General features: G+C 34.4%; 21 protein-coding genes and 1 pseudogene. 6 read left to right on the top strand and 16 right to left on the bottom strand.

The window, feature by feature from the left end:
• The 6 genes and pseudogenes from rpl2p to QZ138_RS05035 form a co-directional block, all read right to left on the bottom strand.
• A partial coding sequence (gene rpl2p / locus QZ138_RS05060) for a 50S ribosomal protein L2 (RefSeq protein WP_292886995.1) occupies window positions 1-511 on the bottom strand: 511 nt, incomplete at its 3' end.
• A gap of 13 nt (window positions 512-524) precedes the next feature.
• Window positions 525-785: a 50S ribosomal protein L23 gene (locus QZ138_RS05055; protein ID WP_292886992.1), complete on the bottom strand. Its 261-nt coding sequence runs from the start codon at window positions 783-785 to the stop codon at window positions 525-527.
• A 23-nt stretch (window positions 786-808) separates the two neighbouring features.
• Window positions 809-1,573: a 50S ribosomal protein L4 gene (gene rpl4p / locus QZ138_RS05050; RefSeq protein ID WP_292886990.1), complete on the bottom strand. Its 765-nt coding sequence runs from the start codon at window positions 1,571-1,573 to the stop codon at window positions 809-811.
• Between the two features lie 2 nt (window positions 1,574-1,575).
• Window positions 1,576-2,582 (bottom strand): annotated as a pseudogene (gene rpl3p, locus QZ138_RS05045) (50S ribosomal protein L3).
• 328 nt (window positions 2,583-2,910) lie between these two features.
• Complete coding sequence (locus QZ138_RS05040) at window positions 2,911-3,738, bottom strand: putative RNA uridine N3 methyltransferase (RefSeq protein WP_292886988.1); 828 nt, start codon at window positions 3,736-3,738, stop codon at window positions 2,911-2,913.
• Window positions 3,739-3,968: 230 nt separating this feature from the next.
• Window positions 3,969-4,601 (bottom strand): METTL5 family protein, encoded by a 633-nt coding sequence (locus QZ138_RS05035; protein WP_292886985.1) that lies wholly within the window; start codon window positions 4,599-4,601, stop codon window positions 3,969-3,971.
• Window positions 4,602-4,669: 68 nt separating this feature from the next.
• On the opposite strand from QZ138_RS05035, the gene QZ138_RS05030 reads away from it, so the two are divergent.
• Together QZ138_RS05030 and QZ138_RS05025 are read left to right on the top strand one after the other, a co-directional pair.
• On the top strand, window positions 4,670-6,160 hold the full coding sequence (locus QZ138_RS05030; protein WP_292886982.1) for an acetyl-CoA carboxylase biotin carboxylase subunit: 1,491 nt from the start codon (window positions 4,670-4,672) through the stop codon (window positions 6,158-6,160).
• Between the two features lie 20 nt (window positions 6,161-6,180).
• Window positions 6,181-7,089 carry a biotin--[acetyl-CoA-carboxylase] ligase gene (locus QZ138_RS05025; RefSeq protein WP_292886979.1) on the top strand — a complete coding sequence of 303 codons (909 nt, stop codon included), beginning with the start codon at window positions 6,181-6,183 and terminating at the stop codon, window positions 7,087-7,089.
• Between the two features lie 34 nt (window positions 7,090-7,123).
• Here QZ138_RS05025 and QZ138_RS05020 read toward each other — a convergent pair whose 3' ends face one another.
• The 3 genes from QZ138_RS05020 to QZ138_RS05010 all read right to left on the bottom strand — a co-directional run bounded on the left by QZ138_RS05020 (window position 7,124) and on the right by QZ138_RS05010 (window position 9,220).
• Window positions 7,124-8,275 carry a TIGR03576 family pyridoxal phosphate-dependent enzyme gene (locus QZ138_RS05020; protein ID WP_292886976.1) on the bottom strand — a complete coding sequence of 384 codons (1,152 nt, stop codon included), beginning with the start codon at window positions 8,273-8,275 and terminating at the stop codon, window positions 7,124-7,126.
• Window positions 8,276-8,605 carry a hypothetical protein gene (locus QZ138_RS05015; RefSeq protein ID WP_292604595.1) on the bottom strand — a complete coding sequence of 110 codons (330 nt, stop codon included), beginning with the start codon at window positions 8,603-8,605 and terminating at the stop codon, window positions 8,276-8,278. It abuts the gene before it with no gap.
• Between the two features lie 93 nt (window positions 8,606-8,698).
• A complete protein-coding gene (locus tag QZ138_RS05010; protein WP_292886973.1) occupies window positions 8,699-9,220 on the bottom strand; it encodes a FumA C-terminus/TtdB family hydratase beta subunit in 522 nt (173 codons plus the stop codon).
• Window positions 9,221-9,336: 116 nt separating this feature from the next.
• Between QZ138_RS05010 and QZ138_RS05005 the strand changes: the two genes are divergently transcribed.
• Entirely contained in the window at window positions 9,337-11,157 is a 1,821-nt protein-coding gene (locus QZ138_RS05005) for a DUF2070 family protein (RefSeq protein ID WP_292886970.1), read from the top strand.
• Here the strand turns inward: QZ138_RS05005 and QZ138_RS05000 are convergent.
• On the bottom strand, window positions 11,152-11,424 hold the full coding sequence (locus QZ138_RS05000) for a hypothetical protein (RefSeq protein ID WP_292886968.1): 273 nt from the start codon (window positions 11,422-11,424) through the stop codon (window positions 11,152-11,154). The genes QZ138_RS05005 and QZ138_RS05000 overlap by 6 nt on opposite strands.
• Window positions 11,425-11,509: 85 nt before the next feature.
• Between QZ138_RS05000 and rqcH the strand changes: the two genes are divergently transcribed.
• Entirely contained in the window at window positions 11,510-13,516 is a 2,007-nt protein-coding gene (rqcH, locus tag QZ138_RS04995; RefSeq protein ID WP_292886997.1) for a ribosome rescue protein RqcH, read from the top strand.
• Here the strand turns inward: rqcH and QZ138_RS04990 are convergent.
• Together QZ138_RS04990 and QZ138_RS04985 are read right to left on the bottom strand one after the other, a co-directional pair.
• Window positions 13,513-14,232, bottom strand: coding sequence for a metal-dependent hydrolase (locus QZ138_RS04990; RefSeq protein ID WP_292886965.1), 720 nt, complete (start codon window positions 14,230-14,232; stop codon window positions 13,513-13,515). The genes rqcH and QZ138_RS04990 overlap by 4 nt on opposite strands.
• Window positions 14,232-15,416, bottom strand: a complete 1,185-nt coding sequence (locus tag QZ138_RS04985; RefSeq protein WP_292886962.1) for a hypothetical protein — start codon at window positions 15,414-15,416, stop codon at window positions 14,232-14,234. The genes QZ138_RS04990 and QZ138_RS04985 overlap by 1 nt, the downstream gene beginning before the upstream one ends.
• A 181-nt stretch (window positions 15,417-15,597) precedes the next feature.
• On the opposite strand from QZ138_RS04985, the gene QZ138_RS04980 reads away from it, so the two are divergent.
• Window positions 15,598-15,804: a class III signal peptide-containing protein gene (locus QZ138_RS04980; protein ID WP_292604580.1), complete on the top strand. Its 207-nt coding sequence runs from the start codon at window positions 15,598-15,600 to the stop codon at window positions 15,802-15,804.
• Window positions 15,797-15,979: a class III signal peptide-containing protein gene (locus tag QZ138_RS04975; RefSeq protein ID WP_292886959.1), complete on the top strand. Its 183-nt coding sequence runs from the start codon at window positions 15,797-15,799 to the stop codon at window positions 15,977-15,979. Before QZ138_RS04980 ends, QZ138_RS04975 begins: the two co-directional genes overlap by 8 nt.
• 19 nt (window positions 15,980-15,998) lie before the next feature.
• On the opposite strand, the gene fwdF is transcribed toward QZ138_RS04975, so the two are convergent.
• The 4 genes from fwdF to QZ138_RS04955 all read right to left on the bottom strand — a co-directional run bounded on the left by fwdF (window position 15,999) and on the right by QZ138_RS04955 (window position 20,582).
• On the bottom strand, window positions 15,999-17,009 hold the full coding sequence (gene fwdF, locus QZ138_RS04970; protein WP_292886956.1) for a tungsten-dependent formylmethanofuran dehydrogenase subunit FwdF: 1,011 nt from the start codon (window positions 17,007-17,009) through the stop codon (window positions 15,999-16,001).
• Window positions 17,010-17,018: 9 nt separating this feature from the next.
• Complete coding sequence (locus tag QZ138_RS04965) at window positions 17,019-17,210, bottom strand: 4Fe-4S binding protein (protein WP_292604574.1); 192 nt, start codon at window positions 17,208-17,210, stop codon at window positions 17,019-17,021.
• Window positions 17,211-17,256: 46 nt separating this feature from the next.
• Window positions 17,257-17,715 carry a phosphopantetheine adenylyltransferase gene (locus QZ138_RS04960; protein WP_292886954.1) on the bottom strand — a complete coding sequence of 153 codons (459 nt, stop codon included), beginning with the start codon at window positions 17,713-17,715 and terminating at the stop codon, window positions 17,257-17,259.
• A gap of 110 nt (window positions 17,716-17,825) precedes the next feature.
• On the bottom strand, window positions 17,826-20,582 hold the full coding sequence (locus tag QZ138_RS04955) for a transglutaminase domain-containing protein (RefSeq protein WP_292886951.1): 2,757 nt from the start codon (window positions 20,580-20,582) through the stop codon (window positions 17,826-17,828).
• Window positions 20,583-21,143 lie beyond the last annotated feature (561 nt).

Raw genomic sequence — 21,143 nt, 5'->3', positions numbered from 1 at the left:
TATCTTTTCTTCCTCCACCAGCTACTACACCAATACTAGCACGGCAGTTAGGATTTAAGTATTTTAATTCCCCGGAAGGTAATTCAACAACAGTTTGGTTAGCATCGTGAGTAACAACATTAGCGTAAGTTCCAGAAGATCTTACAAAACGACCTCCGTCTCCAGGAGTGTTTTCGATATCGTAAATTGGAGTACCTTCAGGAATTTCAGCAAGAGGTAATGTATTACCGAATTTGATAGGAGCAGAAATACCACATTCAATTTCATCATCAACTTGAATGCTTTCAGGTGCTAAGATAAATTTCTTTTCACCGTTTTCAAATTTGACTTCTGCAATAGGAGCGGTTCTTGCTGGGTCGTGAACAATATCAATAACTTTTCCCTTAATACTTCCTTCTTTTTCTAATGCATCGTAAGACCTGTATCTGATTTTATCTTTAAAACGATGAGAAGCAACACGGTGAGCAGGAGTTCCTCTTCCTCTTCTTTGATGGATTAATCGTTTACCCATATTTCATTCCTCCTTAGAATACTCCTAATCTGACAGCAAGTTCTTCTGCCATTTCTTCTTCAACAAGTTTGATATATGCTACTTTTACACCTTTAGTAGTAATGTGAGTGTTAACTCTTGCTACTTTTTCTTCGTATAAATCTTCAAAAGCGAACTTGATTTGTCTTTTGTTAGCTTTACGATTTACAACGAATGCGATTTCATTATTTAAATCGATTAAGTTCATGGTTTTTTCAGTAACATGAGGTTTAATAATAACTGAATATGAATCCATAATATCACCTTATTTATCCAATATTATTGGAATAAACCTCCTAACTTTTCAACAGCTGATTTGGTGTAAATAGTGAGTCTTCCTGGGTGGGTACCTGGTGCTAACAATTCAGCATTTAAGTTTTCTGCAACCACAACATCTACACCGGCGTGGTTTCTTGCACCTAAGGAAATTCCTTTATCTTCACCGACTACAACAAGAGGTCCTTTTACTTTTTTGTATTTTCTTCCTCTTGTTTTACCTCTACCAGCTCTTATTCTTTTACCTTCTTTTGCACGAATGATATCGTCGTAAACTCCTAATTTTTGGAAAATTTCACGAGTTTGTTTAGTGGTTTTTACTTCTTCAATATCATCTTCAACAATAATAGGGACTTGTTCTAAATCTTCCACTTTGTGGCCCCTGTCTTCAACAAGTTCTTTGTTGACAGTTGCTGCAACAGCAGATCTGATAGCAAATCTTCTTTCTTTTATGTTGATTTTTTCATGATGATTTTTTTCAGCTCTGGTAGGGTGAGCTTGTCTACCACCAATAGCCATTGGTACAAAAGCTGCTTTAGAACCATTTTTAATCCTAGGTACTCTTGCGGTACCTCTACCTGAACCCCATCCTTTAGCGGAGGTTCTTTTACCTGCCATTGGGTCATTACCCCATGGTTGTACTCTAGCGGATTGTGCTGAAAGTACAGCTCTTTTGATTAAATCTGGTCTGTATACTTCATCAAAAATAGCTGGAAGTTCAATATCTTCTTTGACTTCCCCATTAATAGAATAAACATTAACTTTCATGATTATACCCCTTGTTTAGATTTTGTACTAATATAGTTTATTTGAGGTATATCCTCAGCTTTATTATTAGGTCTGATAGGTTGTCTTAAGATTACTAATCTTTTAGAAGGACCTGGTAAGGAACCTTTAACTAAAACATAATCATTTTTGACAAGTCCGTATTTTACAAATCCACCGTCTGGGTTGATTTCGTCAACCTCATCAGCTGATGCGATTTTTAAAATCCTTTTATTGAATTCAGTCCTTTTGTGGTAACCCATTTGACCTGCTTGAGCTACAGTCCACATGGTTCTTCTTGGAGTCCAAGGACCAATAGAACCGACGTGTCTACCTTTACCTGCTCTTACAGCTTTACCGTATTGAATTCTAATTCCCCATCTTTTTACTACACCTTGGAATCCTTTTCCTTTTGTAGTTGCAATTGCATCAACAAATTCTCCTTCATTGAAGATTTCGCTAGCTTTTACTTCATTACCTAATAATTCCAATGCGGTATTTAATTTTTCTTCAGGATTTGCTCCTCCAATTCCACATTCAAATATATCTGGTTTTTTCTTAGGCTAGTTACTTTTGGATTTGTGTGTACTAAGACTCTAATTTCTTCTGTGTTTTCTAATGCACCTTGTATTTTTGCAATAGCTTCAGATTTATTGTATTCCTTAGGAAGTGAAATCTTCCTTGAAAGTTCTTGATCTAAATTGTCTGCAAGTACTTCGGTGATTACTTTCAAACCACGAGAAGTTTTTTCATAAGCTCTAATTCCCATTACTACGACCGGAGGCACTTCTAATACAGTTACTGGAGTGAAAACTTCCATCCCTTGGGTTGGAGAGTTTTTATCAGTATCAGTCATTAAGGCATGAGTCATACCTACTTTATAACCTGCGAGGCCGAGTAATTTTGGTTCATCCATTTGTGGCCAAGATTTTACTCTAGGGGTTTCTTTTGCTGCTCTTTTTCTTGGACTAAAAGCAACAGACCCTTTTCTTGGCTGATGATGTCTAACCATTTAATTTAACCTCCTTATTAATATTTTCCTTTATTTTTTAATTATTTTAATTTTTTTTACGTTGATAGCCAAATAAAGGACTATCAAACAAGTTTGATGAAATAAATTCATCGGAATGATAAATAGCTACAAACAAGTCTGTAACTAGATAAATATCAAATTTCAATATATTCCATTGAGTTTAAGCTAATTGAAGCACAATTAAGAATATATCTAATGTATAAATCATTCTGTGCTAAGCATATTTCTAGGGAGTCCTAAAAATATAATCTGTATAAAAAGTTGAGCAAGTTATCTATTAGTGTGTAAACTAATAATCCAAAGAGAATTAAAATCTCATAAAGTTAAATAAAGAAAGCGTAGCGACAACTGCCTCTTCAGTTCTTACAGTTTCAGTTCCCTGTCCTGGAAGGGTATTTACCTTATATAAATCCCAATTAGGATTTGAAACGTCTTCTGCAATTGAAGAATAAGGGCCACCAAATAAAATAGCAATACTTTTACATTCATCTACTTTATGTTTTAATTCATCAAAAATAGAATCAATATAATCTCCATATCTTGTAGTTTCAACAACAAGATCAGGTTTAATTAATTTTAAGCTATTTTTAAGACTCTTATTAGAGGAGATAACATTGTATCCCCAGTAAACGTCATCTGGTTTATCAGGTGTGACTATTACTTCTTTCTTAGCAATTTTAGTAATCTTAAAGTCAAAAATCTTTTTGACAGTAAGTTGCTCTTTACAGAATGCAAGTTCATCCATACCTATATCAACAAAAGTTCCTTTCTTATTTCTTTTAACAGTGAAACCTTGTCTATAATCCCCCACGTCTGGTTGATTATTAACAGGATGATGAGGAGTCCTAAGCGGCGGAAGGATACCAACATGCCTGAGTTCGGATTTTATAGGAATAGCTTGTTTCCTCAAATATTGAGGTGTATTCATATAATTCAAAACTTCAGCAATAAAAGCTCCATCCTCTTTCCCATCTTCGTTTTTATCATGATTATCATTGTAGATAACCACATTATCTGCTTTAAAAATAGCTAAAGCTCTTGCTATAATTCCCACTTTATAAGTGCGAATTTTAAGATCTTTAGACTCAGAAAGAAATGAGTTTGGAATAAATATAGATAGCTCATCTTTATACATTAGTAATACATTTGGCATGTAAACTATATAAAGATTACCCTACATTTATATAGCTATCACTAAATAGACTTACACATTTACAAAATATTATATCAATTATAATATCTGTAGCTTCTTATATGCTACCAACTTTTTTATACTCAGAGAATATATTAATATAAAATATGTACTATCCACTATATAAAGGTATTGTTTTTTAGTGAAAAAATAAGAATTTTTGAAAATAAAAATTATTTTAAAAATGCCCTTATCACAATAACATCAACATTTCGCTTTTCTTTTGTATGAAAATCATAAATCTTTGGAATAGGGAAATTATACCTGAAAATATGAGTAATTTCCAAATTATTATCTTCATAATATCCGATTAAAAAATCTTGTGTAGATGCCATGTGAAATGAATACAAAACATCAGGATTCAAATCGATGGCCTTGTCAACGAATTTCAAATCCTGACCTGAATCCGCTTTTTTCTGAGATCCGAAAGGAGGGTTTTGAAATACGGTATCAACATCCAACGCCGGATTAAACTCACAGATATCACTAACAATGAAATCTGCATTATCAACATTCAACTTATCCTTCACATCAAATGCCAAGCTGATGGAATCCCCGTCAACATCCACACCAACCGATGAAGCCGATCCCATCAGTGCAGATGCAATGGCAAATACTCCTGTCCCACAGCCCAAATCAACAATATTCCTGTTTTCAATATCTCCAAGGGAAAATGCATTCCAAACTAAATCAGAAGCAATAGTTGCGGGAGTGGTATACTGCTCAAGACCAACTTTAGGTTTTGGGTGGTTTGGAATTGATTGAAGTTTCATTTCCAAATGTTTTTTGCGAGTAATTTTTTTCATTAATCAAATATTTAATATATCATGTAATATATAATTATATATTAATGAAAAAATTCAGAGGTTTTTAAATGTTTGAAAAAATATTAATCGCAAATAGAGGAGAAATAGCCATTAGAGTAATGCGTGCTTGTCGTGAACTCGACATCAAAAGTGTAGCTATTTACTCTGATGCAGACAAAACATCTCTTTACACAAATTATGCTGATGAAAGCTATCCGTTAGGAAATCCTTCACCTGCAAAATCTTACTTAAATATAGAAAAAATTATGAACATTGCAATTGAATCTGGAGCTGATGCAATACACCCAGGTTACGGATTTTTAGCTGAAAATCCTAAATTCGGTGAAGAATGTGAAAAAAATGGAATAAAATTAATCGGACCAAGCGGGGAAGTAATCAACAGCATGGGAGATAAAATCACATCCAAAGCTCTCATGAAAAAAGCAGGAGTTCCAGTCATTGAAGGTACACCTGAAGGCGTAAGCGATATTGAAGAAGCCAAAGAAATTGCTAGCCAAATCGGATATCCTGTTATTGTAAAAGCTTCCGCAGGAGGTGGTGGAATTGGTATGCGTGCAGTTTATAAAGAAGAGGAACTTGTACAGGCAATCGAATCCACACAATCCGTAGCGTCAACAAATTTCGGTGATTCAACAGTATTTATCGAAAAGTATCTTGAAAAACCAAGACACATCGAATTCCAAATATTGGCTGATGAACACGGTAACGTAATCCATGTAGGCGACAGGGAATGTTCCATCCAAAGAAGACACCAAAAGCTCCTTGAAGAAGCTCCTTCACCAATCATGACTGAAGAGCTAAGGGAACAAATGGGTGGAAGTGCAGTAAAAGCTGCAGAATACATCGGATACAAAAGTGCAGGAACTGTCGAGTTTTTATATGACAATGGAGAGTACTATTTCCTTGAAATGAACACCCGTATCCAAGTGGAACACCCAATTACAGAATTGGTTACCAATACTGACCTGATTAAAGAGCAAATCAAAATCGCCAACGGCGATGAATTAACCTACAGCCAGGACGACATTCAGGTAACAGGTCACGCAATCGAATGCCGTATCAATGCAGAAGATCCTCTTAACGACTTTTCACCTAACCCTGGAAAAATTACAGGTTACAGATCCCCTGGTGGACCTGGTGTACGTTTAGACAGTGGAGTTTATATGAATTATACAATTCCAACATTTTATGATTCAATGATTTCCAAACTGATTACCTATGGAAGAAACAGAAATGATGCAATTAACAAAATGAAAAGGGCATTAAGCGAATACATCATTTTAGGTGTTAAAACCACAATCCCATTCCATAAGGCGGTCTTAAGAAATCCTAACTTTATTTCCGGAGACCTGAACACCCATTTCATCGATACCTATAAAGTAGGTATTGAAGAAGAGATGGTTAATGTTATTGCAGAAGATTTAGAATATGTAAACAAATTAAAATCCACATTCATGCCTGCTAAAAAGATTGCTGCAATTTCAGCTGCAGTCGGATCTTACCTAACTGATGCAAAACAGCAAATGGATAAGCAATAGGTTTTCATTGGAGATTTCAGATGAAAAATGAAATCCTTAACTTATTGAAAAGAGAAGGCATGATTTCTGATGAAATCGATGATGCAAACATCAATGACTTTGCAGATTTAATTGAAGGCATCGGGAGAACTGAAAAAGAATACATAAAATCCTCTGAAATTTCAAAATGTTTGAAAACAAGATATGTTGGAAAAAATCTATATGTTTTCAACGAAGTAAGTTCAACAAACACTATAGCCAAATTCATGTCTAAAAATGGAATTGGAAACGGCAGTGTTGTTATAGCCGAGAAACAAATGGCCGGAAGAGGAAGGTCTGGAAAATCATGGGAATCTCCATTGGGAGGCATATGGTTATCAATCATATTAACCCCCGATGTTGATTACTCCAAAATTCCTCTCATAACCTTGGCCACAGGCGTTGCAGTTGCAAAAACTCTTGAAGAGATCGGCATTGAAAATCCTGAAATAAAATGGCCAAACGACATTATGATAAACGGCAAAAAAGTCTGCGGAATTCTAACCGAAGCCATAACTAATTTTAATACCATAGACCATGTCATTATCGGTGTCGGAATTGATGCCAATTTGAGTATTGAAGATTTCCCTAAAGAATTACAGAACACAACAACAACTCTTGAAAGGGAAATTGGAAGAGTGAACGAAAACTTACTAATAAAACTCTTTTTGGAAGAACTTGAAAAAATCATCGAACTATTCAACAGCAAATGCTATGAAGACATATTGAAGGAATGGAGAAAACGTTCCTACACCATTGGCAAAATTGTAGAAGTTAAAAAACCATTCAGCAAATCATATGATGCCTATGCAGCAGGCATTTCAAAAGAAGGAGAATTGATTGTTGAAAAACACGACGGCACTCTTGAAAAGGTAATCTCCGGAGAATGCCTAATTAAAAAAATGAACTGAATGTTATACGGAAGCATAACATTTCCATCGCCAATCATGAAAAAACTATTTTTTTGCACTCGTCTTCATTTGGAATAACATTTACCAATTTATCAAATGAAGATGTGATTTTTTGAGATAAATCATCCAATTCCATATTAAACGCATCGGCAGTTGACAAGTCAAATCTTATTGTAGCTGATGCACCGGGCATTCCAACAGCAGGAATGGTAATTATTCCATAATCTTTCAGTAAAATCAGTGAAAATACAAAAGCCAAATCATTATCTGACAAATCATGAGAAATATCAATCTCATCGGCCAAATCTTCAGGAGTAATCATGACTCCCGTTGGAGTTTTTTGTATATGGCTGAAGTTTTCTTCAAGCAAGTCAAATAACCGGTCTTTTCTCTCAAAACTCTTTTTTAGATTTTCGCCATTGAAATTTTTAATACCATTCAGCATGGCAAGCACTGCAGGCGGTTGAGCTTCAAGACCAAATTGATGAACCTTAACCTTGATTTCATCAATTAATTCCTTGCGACCAGCCATTAAACCTCCCCTTGGACCGGGCATTAATTTATCGGTACTGGTAATTGCAATATCTGCACCTAAATCACAGGCTTTTGCCTGATTGAACACAACAGTCCTAAGTCTTGCTCCAGATGCATCATCAACCATTACAGGAATGTTTCTTTCATGAGCCATTTCAATAACTTTTTTAAATTCATCTTCATCGATTACTTTATGATCCATTGTAGAACCTGTAATTACAACCAATGAAGTATTATCCGGTATTGTGAACTCATCAAAAACATCAGTTTCAAAGTAATTTGCTCCAACTAAACTGCAGCTGCGAGGTATTGACGGATGGGCAGGCAACTCTGCAAGATAATGCACCACATTGGAATCCTTTGCGACCAGCGTTAGTATGGTGGCCAAGATTCCTGAAGAGGTTCTATTTAATGGAAGAACCTTTTCACCGCCCATATGTTCAATTCCAACCTCCTGAAGAGCATCCTCAAAAATAGCTGGACCAACATAAGTTTCCAAAAGGCTTAGCTCTGAAGGACTTGCAATAAATCCGCCAGATAAGCCAGTCAAATCAAATAAAAATTCACGCCCCTTATTTTCAACTATATCCTTAATAATTGACAGGGCATTTTCCCTTTTTTTAACTTCATCTAAAGAATCATCAACAATCATCTAATCAGAGTCATCTAATTGTAATTTATAGTCTTCAAAGAACTCAATTATAGATTTTAATTGCTTTTCAGTAATATCAATTGATGTATATTCCTCATCTTCAGGAACTTGATAATAGTACTCAGCGAATAAGACTTTACCTTCAGGACTTGTGAAAATAGTTATTCCATCAGTAAGCTTGTCAGGGTTCTTATTTTGGAACTCAATTTCAAAAGAAGTTCCGAATTTTTGAGAAAACTTCTCTTTTTCTTCAGGTTCCCTGTTACTTTTTCTAATTTTTGCCATTCTAGATTTGAATTTTTTTTCTGCAACTTCATCAATGTCAGCCATAAATACACTTCCTCTATTATAATCTTAAAAAATATAATAATTTAAAATATACTATAAACTAATCTCATATATAAGTATTATTATTCAAAATTTTCAATCATACAAACTATTACCATGACTATCCATGGCAACAATAAGAGGCCCGAATTCCTTAACCTTCAAGTTCCACATGGCTTCAGGCATTCCCAAGTCCAGCCAATCCACACTTTCGATTTTTTCAACAGCATCAACATATAATGCCGCACATCCTCCAGTTGCCACAACATACAATGCATTATTACGGATTAAAGCTTCACGCACAGTATCATCCATTCCACCTTTACCAATGACAATTTTAGGACCCATATCCAAAACATCACTTTGATAAGGATTCATCCTCATTGAAGTGGTCGGCCCAATAGCAACCATCTGATAATCATCATCTTTTTTAGTAATGATTGGTCCTGCATGGAAAAGCACCGCTCCCTCAATATCCAATGGAGCACCCTGTTCAATAAGGCGCTTGTGTGCCTGATCCCTTGCAGTTAAAATATTTCCAGTTAAGTAAACTACATCACCAGCTTTAATCTCATCCAAATTTTCATCTTTAATTGGGACATTTAATCTTTTTTCCATATATCCACCCTATAAATTAATAATAATCTTTTTATTAAAAAAGTAATATACTTATAACTATATAAATTTTTTAGATTAAATAAATTTAATGGCTAAATATAACTCTGAGGAAAAATATGTCAAGCATGAGCAGTGTTGCAGGTTTGTCAAAATTTATAACAACCCTGCCAAAAACAAAATATTCCATAATTGGAATGATGATAATAAGTTTTCTGATTGGTAGTACTTATTATATTATCGATTTGTCACCCGGTCAGGGAATCATTCAGGATTTCATTTATGGAGGATTATTCGGATTTGTAGTTCTTGGCATTAGTTCTATCATGAGCGGAGCACTAGACCAGCAGGTCATAAGCAGCCTTCATGGAATCAACTTGAAAATCAAGCATTCCATGTTTTTATCCGGCCTTTCAATGACCATCTTGGGAATATTTGTGCTTTTGGGATGCATAATTTCCAGATTAATCCATGTGGACATATTTGTAAATTCAATGATATTCGCCTGTGTTTTGATATACGGTTTCAATACCCTGGTATTCTGGGCAACATCCAAAGTCAGATTTTCTGTAGCTGCAATAACAGGATTCATCCAACCGGTTCTCATCATAGCAATGTACATATCAATATCATTCCTGTTTATCGATACAAGCTTCATGGGACCTGTGATATTCCAGATTATCCTTAAGGCGTTTGTTGCATCAATAATATTCGTTATAGCGATCTACGCTTTCATTACCGTTATTGCTTCCCCATTCAAGAAAAATCTGGGAATTGGCGTATTGGATTTACTAAGCTTGTTTATTGCTCATATGAATGAAGGATCCAACTCCCTCGAGGGACTCTTTGAAAATATGAGCGAAGCTATTGACACCATTGTCACATTCGTCAGCTTCAAAAGCGAAAATGGAATTAAGGCATTATTCATCTCCCCATCCGTACATCCCGGACCTCTAGGAGATTTAGGCGGGTCAAATATGCCGACACTGCTTGCAAATAAATTCGATTGCTTCACCATGGTTGCACATGGTCCTTCAACACATGACTTCAACCCGATTGCAGTCAGTGAAATCGATAAAATAGAAAACTCAATAAGAAAGGGTCTGGAAAGAGTTGAATATTCGGAAAATGCCAGCAAATTTATACGCTACAACTCTGAAAAAGCAAATATTGGAGTTCAATTTTTCAACGAGGGAATGGTGATCTTATCCACTTTTGCTCCCGAAGCTGTTGACGATATCGAATTCGGTGTCGGACTTACAATGATGGCCCAAAGCAGAAACCACTGTAATGTCAAGGATTCTGTGATTGTTGACTGTCACAATTCATTTACTGCCGAAAGCGGCGAAGTGCTTCCAGGAAATTCAGAGGTATTCCAATTAATTGATGTAATTGATTTGATTGAACCGGAACAGGAAAAATATGACATTAAAATCGGATGCCATTCTGACAACATGGGTGACCTTGACAAAAATGAGGGTGTTGGAGAAAGCGGTATAAAGACAATGATCATTGAAGTCGGAAATCAGAGAACCGCCTATGTTCTTTTTGATGCAAACAATATGGAGATCGGATTCAGACAGGAAATCATTGATGCAGTAAGCGATTTAGAGATAGATGAAATTGAAGTGATGACAACCGATACTCATACAGTAAATACAATATCAAGAGGATATAATCCTATCGGAATAGTAAAAAGAGCTGAAATTATAGAATATGCCAGAGCAAGCATAATTGAAGCAATTAAAGATATAGAAAAAGTTGAAGTTGGAACTGGAACCAATAAAATAAAGAATCTCAACACATTCGGCCCTAAAAATTCAACAGAGTTGATTTCAACAATCAGTTCCGTTGTGGCCGTGAGCAAAATTATAGCTCCAGTCTTACTTATAACATCATTATTTATCGCATTTTTATGGATTTTCTTTGGTGGCTTATAAATACATTACAAATAAAGTAAATGAAATAACCCAAGTAAAGAAGAATGGTGCTATTCCATCCCATAACCATTGACTGAATCCGGAGATTTCCTCACCTGCGATTTGTTGAGAAAATTTACCAACGAAATATAATATTATTACAGCAATGAAAAATGCAAATACGTCATTTTTAAATCCAAACCAACCAACAGTCAAAGCAGTTGAAATCAAAGCCGCAGCAAGAGCCGCAACAATATGTATACTTGTAACCTTAACAGTAGTGTCCATTTATATCCTCCATTAAATTAAATATATTAATATAATTTTAGTTATTATAATATATTAAGGTATTGATTAAAAAAGGTGTTTTATGATGAAATCCATGTCCAATGTTGACATTTTTACAATAAGCAATGAACTGAATAATTTATTAAGTGGGGCTAGAGTCGATAAATCATTCCAACCTACAAAAGACATAGTTGTTATGAGATTCCATGTTCCAGGAACCGGAAGAATAGACTTGGTAATGCAATGTGGCTCCAGAATACATACAAGCCAATATCCCCTTGAAAACCCGACTACACCACCAACATTTCCAATGCTTTTAAGGAAAAGAGTGAAAGGAGCTCATGTTGAAAGCATCAAACAGCATAACTTTGATCGTGTAGTTGAAATAAGAGTTAAAAAAGACAAATATTATACAATAATCGTTGAATTGTTCGACAAAGGAAACATAATCCTTTTAGATGAAGACAACAATATCATCTTACCTCTTAAGAGAAAACGCTTGAGCACCAGAGACATCAGCTCCAAGATAGAATATGAATTTCCCGAAGAGAGAGGAATCAATCCGATAACCGCTACTGAAAAGGAATTCAAGGAGATATTTAATGATTCCGAAAGTGATGTTGTAAGGACCCTTGCGATAAACGGACTTGGAAGCCTATATGCTGAAGAAGTTATAAAAAGAGCCAATGAAATAACTGAACTGGACAAAAATACGCCTAATAATGAACTAACCGAAAAACAGCTGGAAGGACTGTATGGAGGATTCAAAGATTTATTTGATAATCTTTCAGAAGACACCATCAGGCCCCAAATTGTAAAAAGCGAGAATAAAGAGGATGTTGTTGCACTGGATTTGAAAAAATATGATGACTTTGAAAAGACATACTTTGAAAGCTTCAATGAAGCATGCGACGAATTCTACTCAAAAAAAGTAAACACCAGCATAAAAAATACCCGAGAGTCAGCATGGAATAAAAAAGTAAACAAGTTTGAAAAAAGGTTACGTTTACAACAAGAGACACTTGATAATTTTCATAAGACCATTGAAGATAGTCAACATAAAGGAGAGATTATTTATTCTAATTACACTACCATCGAAAATATAGTAACTGTTGTAAACCAAGCAAGGAGTAAAGACTACTCTTTTAAAGAAATTGGAAAAACATTGAAAAAGGCTAAAAAAGATGGGATGGCAGAAGCTCAAATTTATGAATCAATTGATAAACTTGGTGTTTTGACATTAAAGATTGATGACACTACATTAAATATTGATCCGAAATTGACCATACCGGAAAATGCTGAAAATTATTATGAAAAGGCTAAAAAAGCTAAAAGAAAAACAAAAGGTGCAGAAATAGCAATTGAAAATACTAAAAAACAACTAGAAGACATCAAAGCCAAAAAGGACATTGCAATGGAAAACATTGCGGTGCCGAAAAAGAGAGTAAAGAAAAATCTCAAGTGGTATGAGAAATTAAGATGGTTTGTAAGTTCCGACGGCCATCTGGTCATTGGAGGACGTGATGCCAACAGCAATGAAAGTGTCGTCAAGAAATATCTGGAACCGAATGACATCTACCTGCATGCAGATATACACGGAGCATCATCAACTGCCATAAAATTAAATGGAGACGATGTAAATGACAATCTCCTTAAAGAATCCGGTGAGTTTGCAGCATCCTTTTCATCTGCTTGGTCAATGGGATTCACATCTCAAGACGTATTTTGGGTCAATCCAGACCAGGTTACAAAAACACCGGAATCAGGAGAATTTCTGGCAAAAGGGTCATTTGTCATAAGGGGCCACAGAAATTACATCAGGGGAGCACGGGTAAAACTGGCAATTGGAATTGTCGATTATGAAGGAAAAAGAATAATGGCAGGCCCAATAGAAGCCTTGGAAAAACATTGTGACAATTATGTTGTGATAAAGCCTGGATTTACTAAAAAAGAAGCGATAGCCAAAAAAATCATGCATAAAATAAATGAAGATGACCTGTTAACTCTCGATGACATAATAAGAGTATTGCCATCCGGAAAATGTGACATTGATGAAGAATATCATCAAAGAAAAAAATATGAGAAAAATTAATCCTGATAATCTTCAGGATTAAACTCAAAATATTCGTCAGGATTCATAACCACAACATCAATATTTGGGTTAAACTGACTTACAAAATTAGCAAAAATTGCCGGATCTTGTTCTATTGGTGGAAATGTATTGTAATGCATTGGAATTACAACCTTTGGATTCATCCACATTGTACCAAGAGCGGCTTCGAAAGGACCCATTGTAAACTTATCACCAATAGGGACCAACACCACATCAGGTTTGTAAATTGCACCAATAATGTCTTTCATATCACCAAACAATCCAGTATCTCCACAGTGATATATTTTGGTTCCATCTTCAAAAGTTATTAAAAAGCTTGCAGCAGTTCCTCCAGGAACGGTTTCTTCCATGATATCAATATCTGAGGAATGTTTGGCTTCAAGCATTGTAAATTTAATATTTCTGAATATGAATGAACCTCCAATATTAACACTAATGTTTCTTATCCCTTGCTGTGCTAAAAAGAGTGAAATTTCATGGATACATGCAATAGGGGCATTAGTACTGTTGGATATCTCCAATGCATCCCCAAAATGGTCTGAATGTCCATGAGTGAGTAAAATAATATCGGGGTTTAATTCCTCTACCGGAACTTCACATGAGGGATTATTGCTAATAAACGGATCAATCAAGATTTTAACGTCATCATCACTTATAATTTCAAAAGCGGAATGTCCAAGCCAGCGGATTTCCATTATGCGACACCACCATTAGCAGCTGCCATAAGAATATTTTCATCCAAATTGGATGCTATGTTCCAAGTCTTTTCAAAGTCGGCTCTTATGTTTGAAATGGAATTCCTATCGTTATATATAGCACCATATTCTACTTCATTCTGGCCCTCTGAAATAATCATTGCATGTGAATCATCAGTTATTAAATTGATAGAATGTACCTTTGGAACAGTTTTAATGTGCACTCCCTGTTTGAGAAGAGATGAAATTAAAAACATGTAAGACATGTCGGAAACATCAAACTCATTGATGATTACTCTGGAATAGATTGTCGGAACATGAGATAAAAACCTGTCAGACAAATCATTTAATGAAGGGATTTCCAACATTATTTCCTTATTCACATTTACCGCCAAATTGTCAAAAGCTTCCTCTGAGGTTAACAAACCGTCATCTGAAATTACATAACTATTGAGAGATTTTGGAACAGGTAAACTTTCAGGATTATTAATATCAATTTTAATATCCCTAGCAGGAACTTCTGGAGCCCTTTTAGTTGGAGCATCAAAAACAGGTTCAAGAACCGGTCTGGTAACTGGCTCTTCTACTTCCAAAGCGTGCTGAATTTCATCAGAGTTGTGTGTTGGTTCAACTATAAATTCAGGAATTTCCTCTGATACATATTCCCCTTCCCTTCTTTTAGGAGCACGTGTAACTTTCAATGGCTTGCCGTAATAAGGTTCAAAATCAAGCTGATTGTCAAAATTAACTTCTGTTTCCGGTTGCGGAACAACCTTTAAAACAGCCTTTGAACTTCTGTCATAATCATCATTGAAATAACTTCCGTCAGAACTTGGAAAATCGCCAACCTCTAACTCTTCATAATCTCCATCATTATAATCATTGAATTCTTTTCTTACTTTTAAGGGACCACTAGAAGCATTATCCTTAGATTTCCTATCAAATGCACTAAGAGAACGCCCTCCATTTTCCCTAGACTCTAAAAATTCTTTAATTTTATTAGTAGTTCTATCTGCATTAGAATCGACAAAATAGCTGACAATAAGGATTATTCCGACAATTGAAATAACCAAACCAACTATTAAAAGAATATCTATCAGGTTATAGATAGCTGTTTCATATGCTATGAGAACACCAATTACAAATAAAATAAAACCTGAAACTAATTTTATTGTATTTCCCACGTTTTCACCCTTATCAATTATTATCACTCTATTATTTAATATTTATTAATATATTAAAAACCATTTATAAAGTTAATGGAAAAAATAGGAAAAATTTAAGGAAAAAAGAAAAAAGTAATACTTTTTTAAAAAATAGTAATATTAATATAGTAAAAAATCCAATGTTTAATTGGTGAGAAAAATGAAAAAAATGAAAAAATTCTTCAAAGAAAATTCAGGTCAGGGTGCCGCAGAATACATTCTTCTGTTTGGAGGAGTTATTGTTATAGCACTGCTTGCATTAACAATATACAGATCATACATGAACACAAGCGATGTCAGCCTAAAGGCTAAAGACGACATCATTGATGTTAGAAACACAATTCTCGACAACAGAACCCATGTATAGTGAAAAACTTGATAACAAAGGACAGGGAAGCGCTGAATTGATCCTGATTATTGGAGGATTAATAATAATAGTGCTCCTTGTTGGAAGTTATATGTCCCATATAACCGAAGAAACTCAAACAAACGTAAAAAACTTATTACAAAAAGAAAGAGATTTTTTAATAAATAAAATTTGAAAATGGAGAGACTTCCTCTCTATTTTCCAATTAACAAAGTATTTAATATTTCATTCCATGATTCGGAATTAATATTATTCAATTTCATAGCGGTTCTTGATAAAACTCTAATATCCTGCGGACATGCAGTTACACAAGCTCCACACAAGTTACAGAAGTTTAAATTTGTAACAGATTTGCCGTCTACAATTTCAACAGCATTACACGGACAAACATCCAGACATGCATGGCAGGAATCGCCTTTACACACCTTTTCATCACTTTCAACCAATTGCAATGTGCCCTCAAATGGTTTGGTAATTGTAATTGCATCAACAGGACAAATATCTGAACACCAGGAGCAATTTACACACGAAGATTCTGAAATTAATGTTTCCCCAGTGATTTCAACTGCGTCTATTTCATCATAATACATGCAGGTTGAACAGACCTGATTAATTGCATCCTCCGGACATACCCTCTTACAGATTCCACAGAAAATGCATTTAGACAAATCAACTTCAATAGAATTGTTTACCAAATCATTGCTAGCTGTTGGAATATTCTTTATTGTTATGGCTTCAGCAGGACACATGTCTGCACAAAAGGAACAATAGATACACTGTTCCTCATCAATATCCATCTCTCCCCTCACCAAATCAACTGGATTTGGAAGGTTTCTTCTAAATATGATGGAATCCTGAGGACAAACCTCATAACATCTTCCACAGTAAATGCAGTCTTCATCATGGACTTCAGATTCAACATCCCATTTAGGATAAGATTTAATGTCCTTAACATCAGTTCCTGCAATACTTAATGACAATGCGCCAAATGGACATGCAACAGAACACAATCCGCAAAATACACAAGACTCACCGTTAACGGAAACCAAATCCATTTCAATTAATCCACGTGCAATAGGTACAATGGGACCTAACCTTAAGGAATCAGTAGGACACACATCAACACATATGCCACAACCAACACAATATTTATCTTTATAAGATAATTTACGGTGTTCTTCACCGCCTCGTTCAATATTAAACATTATTATCCCTCATGCTTTGGAAATAGCTTGATTTGGACAATTTTGTATGCAAAGATCGCAATCATCACAATTTTCAGGGACGACCTTAACATCACCGTCTTCCTCTATGATTGCACCTTGCTCACAAAGTTTAATGCATAATCCTTGTACAGGACAATTTGCAATGTGTCCACATACGTCCGGATCTATTTTTACTGCCATATAACCACCTCTCGTTGTTAAAATATTTTATAGACAAATATTTTGATTATTGAATGAACTTCCCATTTTGATTAATTTCCCCACTCCTGATTCGTGTAGAGGAAATGGGAGTTCCATCATAGGCCAAAACAAAACTAACTACAACAATATCAAGTGGATTCATTCCTTTAGAAACTCTAATTTCATTGATTTTCACTGCTGTAGGTTCGGTCTCCTCACTTACAACAATAGCCTCAATACATTCATCATATATCGTAGTCCCATAAGGGTCTTGCAAAGGAACAACAACAAAATTAGATTTATCGGAAAAAAAAGATTTAAGATTAGACATTCTGACTTTACAGGAATCGATGTCTCCTTTTAATCCTCCAAATTCATCAGAAGTGACTCCGATTTCAATTTGATTGCCTATTTCAAAAGCAGTGGACAATAATTTCTTATGCCCATCATGAAATTTGTCAAAAGTTCCACCTACTGCCACTTTAGCATATCTTTTAGAATTCATAACAATGTCCTAATTAGCTTGTTATTTAAATATTTGGTAAAACTCTTATAAATTTATAGCTATAAAAAAAAAATTTAAAAAAATTTAAAAAAAAATAAAAAAGTAGTTAATTAGAATGGAAGACTTGCATAACGGCCTTGAAGCCCATATGAATGAGCATTCCAATTAGCTACATGACCTAACGAGTTCCTAGAACTTGTTGCATCAGCAACTGTCCAAGTATTGCCAATTAACACTTGCGCCCACACATGTCCATAAGTGTTACCACTTGAAAAGTGACAGGTACCGTGAACATATCTGGCAGGCATTCCAGCAGCCCTATACATTGCCACAAGCAGGTGAGCATGATCTACACAGTTACCAGTTTTAGCGTTTAAAGTTCCTACTGCTCCATATTTGGTGTCATAATAGAAACTATAAGATACTGTGTCCCTTACATAGTTGAAAATCTTAGTTGCTTTCTCCTTATCGCTCTTACAATTTTTTGTCAATTTAGCGACTAATTTTTTGATTTTTGCATTATTGACTTGACAATTATGAGAAGCTGCCAAATACTTAATCAAATTGGTAATTTTATTTTTATTGTTTAAAATTCCAGTTGATGAAGTAGAAGAACCGGATAAAGATTTTACCTGTACGTAAGAAGGCATTTTCTTATTTTTATCATACTTAACAAGCACGTTAGAAAATGCCTTGACCAAACCATCATAACCAATAGATCCTACTTTAGAGCTTACTGAATTCGGCAATTTTCCTTTAGATTCGGAAGTTTTAACAACCTTTTTAGCTACGCTGAGATAGTTTCTCAAGTATCCCAAATTATGTGCAGCTTTAGGTTTGCTAGGATTTTCCATAATCTTAATAGAGATAGCTTTCTTATTTCCTGCTTTCAAGTTTACAATAGCTTTAGAAGCTAAATATAAATAGTCAGCAGTTTTAAAGGAAACAACTCCAATCTTAACAGATGAAGGTAACTTAGAATGTTTTGAAATATATTTTTTAACGCTTTTAGATGCAGCGATAATATTCTTTACAGATACCTTGTTTGCAACATAAATGTTAGCTGAGCCATGATTAGTGTCCTGGCTAACTTTTATGTTATGAGTTCCTTTAGATAATGCACCTAACCCCACTGCAGCAATACCCTTGGAATTGGTTTTGGAAGTTAAATTTTTACCTTTGAAATTAAAGACAACATGTTTGCCCTTAACAGGCTTATTATTTTCATTCACTACCTTAACTGAATAAGAAACACTTTTTCCACTGGAAGCATACTTGTTCTTCGCTACCAACTTAGTTCCCTTAACTGTTATCTTTGTAATAACAGGAGCTGACTTGTAAATTGGATCGGATACCAGTGTTTTAGCAGTGTAATGGCCCGGACCGTTAGTTATATCTAACTTGGCAACACCATTTGAATCAGCTTTGTAAACTTTAGAACTGCCACCAATAACGGTCTTAACTTTAATGTCTTTAAGAAGATGTCCAGAAGCATCTTTAACTTTTACCGAATACTTTGAACCGTCATTCGCCTTCATGGTTAAATCCTTTGCACTTAACTTAGCTACAAGTTTAAGGATTATAATTCTATTTGAACCGTGACTATAATCCTTTGATCCGGAAGTTGAATGAGAATATTTTACAACATAATTACCCGGCATCACATCTTTTAAAGAAAGTTTTGCATTTCCATGTTTATTGGTTTTGCAAATAGTGGTTTTTCCGTTGAATTTAATTTTAACTTCTTTGTTTGCTAATTCCTTGCCTTTGGCATTTGTTAATTTTACATTAAATTTGGATCCGTCATTATACTTCATAACCAATATTTTTGAAGATAACTTTGTAGCAGGATTCACAACAACTATCTTTGAGCTGCCGCTAGCTGAATAAAAATTCTTGTCACCGTTAAACTTGAACTTTATTTTATAAGTACCTTCAGAAAGAACAGGGATAGTTATTTTAGCTTCCCCCTTCTTATTGGTCTTTGAGGTTACTTTTTTGTTATTATAAGTAAAAGTGACTTTTTTATTCTTGAGTAACTTGCCGTGTTTTGATTTTAAAACAACTTTGAAGGAATTTTTTTTGTTTGTAGGAACATGAGTCTTGCCTTTTGAGGCAAGTTTAGTGCCTTCTTTTTTAACGACAATCTTATGTGAAACTGTCTCCTTGGAATAAGGATTAGTTGCACTAATAGTATGCTTGCCTACAGCCAAATTAACATTGATAGTTGCAACACCATTGGCATTAGTTTTTTTAGTATAAGTTTTACCGTTTAATTTGAAAGTGACCTGAGTATTTGCCAATACCTTATTGTCCTTCCAAAAGGTAACCTTATATGCAGATGCATATCCATAATTTTTAGTTAAATCACTTCCAACTGCAGATGATAATACTTTAACCTTTCTTGAAAGGGAAGATGAAGAATAATCAGAAGTTCCCCCATAAGTCAAAGAAAGAGCATAGGATCCAACTTTCAAACTTTCAGTTTTAATTGAAGCCACACCCTTAGCATTAGTGAAACCTGTGTAAGATTTCTTATTAACTTTAAGAATTATTTTCTGATTTGTTAAAACTTTACCATTACTATCTTTTAAAGTAACATCAAAATAAGTTGATGACTTACCATAGTGAGTATCAGATACACTTAACTTTGTAGATACTTTACTCGCAGCAACAATACTTGAACTACCAGCACTAACTATATTATTACTTGAACTTTCAGCAACAACACTATCAGCACTTGAACTAGTTGAACTTAAAGTATTTTCCCCAACTGCTTCAACATCATTGGAAGTTAATTGTTCTTGATAATTATCCTCATAATCAGAACTAGTATTTAGAACTCCATCATCAGGACAATTCCCCAAATTATCATCATGAGAATTAACTATATTAGTTTCTGAGATAGAAACCTCGTTAGAAATTTCTAATTTATTATTTGCAGATGATGAATCATCATCTCCTATTAAATAATTTGAATCTTCTGTTTCTGAAACATTAATTAATTCTGCTGCATTAACTGCCCCAATAGCAAGGAACATCGCCAATACAACCAAAATCATTAATGATCTTTTTTTTATCGAAATTTTTCCACCTCTTGGTTCTCATTACGAAAATTTTATAGCAAAATATGATTATACTAGACATAGTATTTCATAATGAGTGGATAAAACTTATAATGCTTATCTTATATAAATGTTATTGAAACCCCAATATGCAAAAAACCCATTTAAATTGCTCAAATTAATAAAAAAAGATTAAAACAAAATAGAAATCGCCAATAAAGCAAAAAACATGGCGAAATCAAACATGATAAAATTAAAAATCTTAAAAGTTAACTAAAATTTTATAAAATAGATAAAAAATAAAATTTATAATTGGCAATACTTTTTATTAAAAATTAAAAAAAATTCAATAATTACATTAAA

The organism is Methanobrevibacter sp. UBA212 (assembly GCF_905233225.1).
Classification (GTDB): Archaea; Methanobacteriota; Methanobacteria; order Methanobacteriales; family Methanobacteriaceae; genus Methanocatella.
The sequence above is the reverse complement of the archived record's forward strand: the minus strand, read 5'-3'. Positions and strand labels throughout refer to the sequence as shown.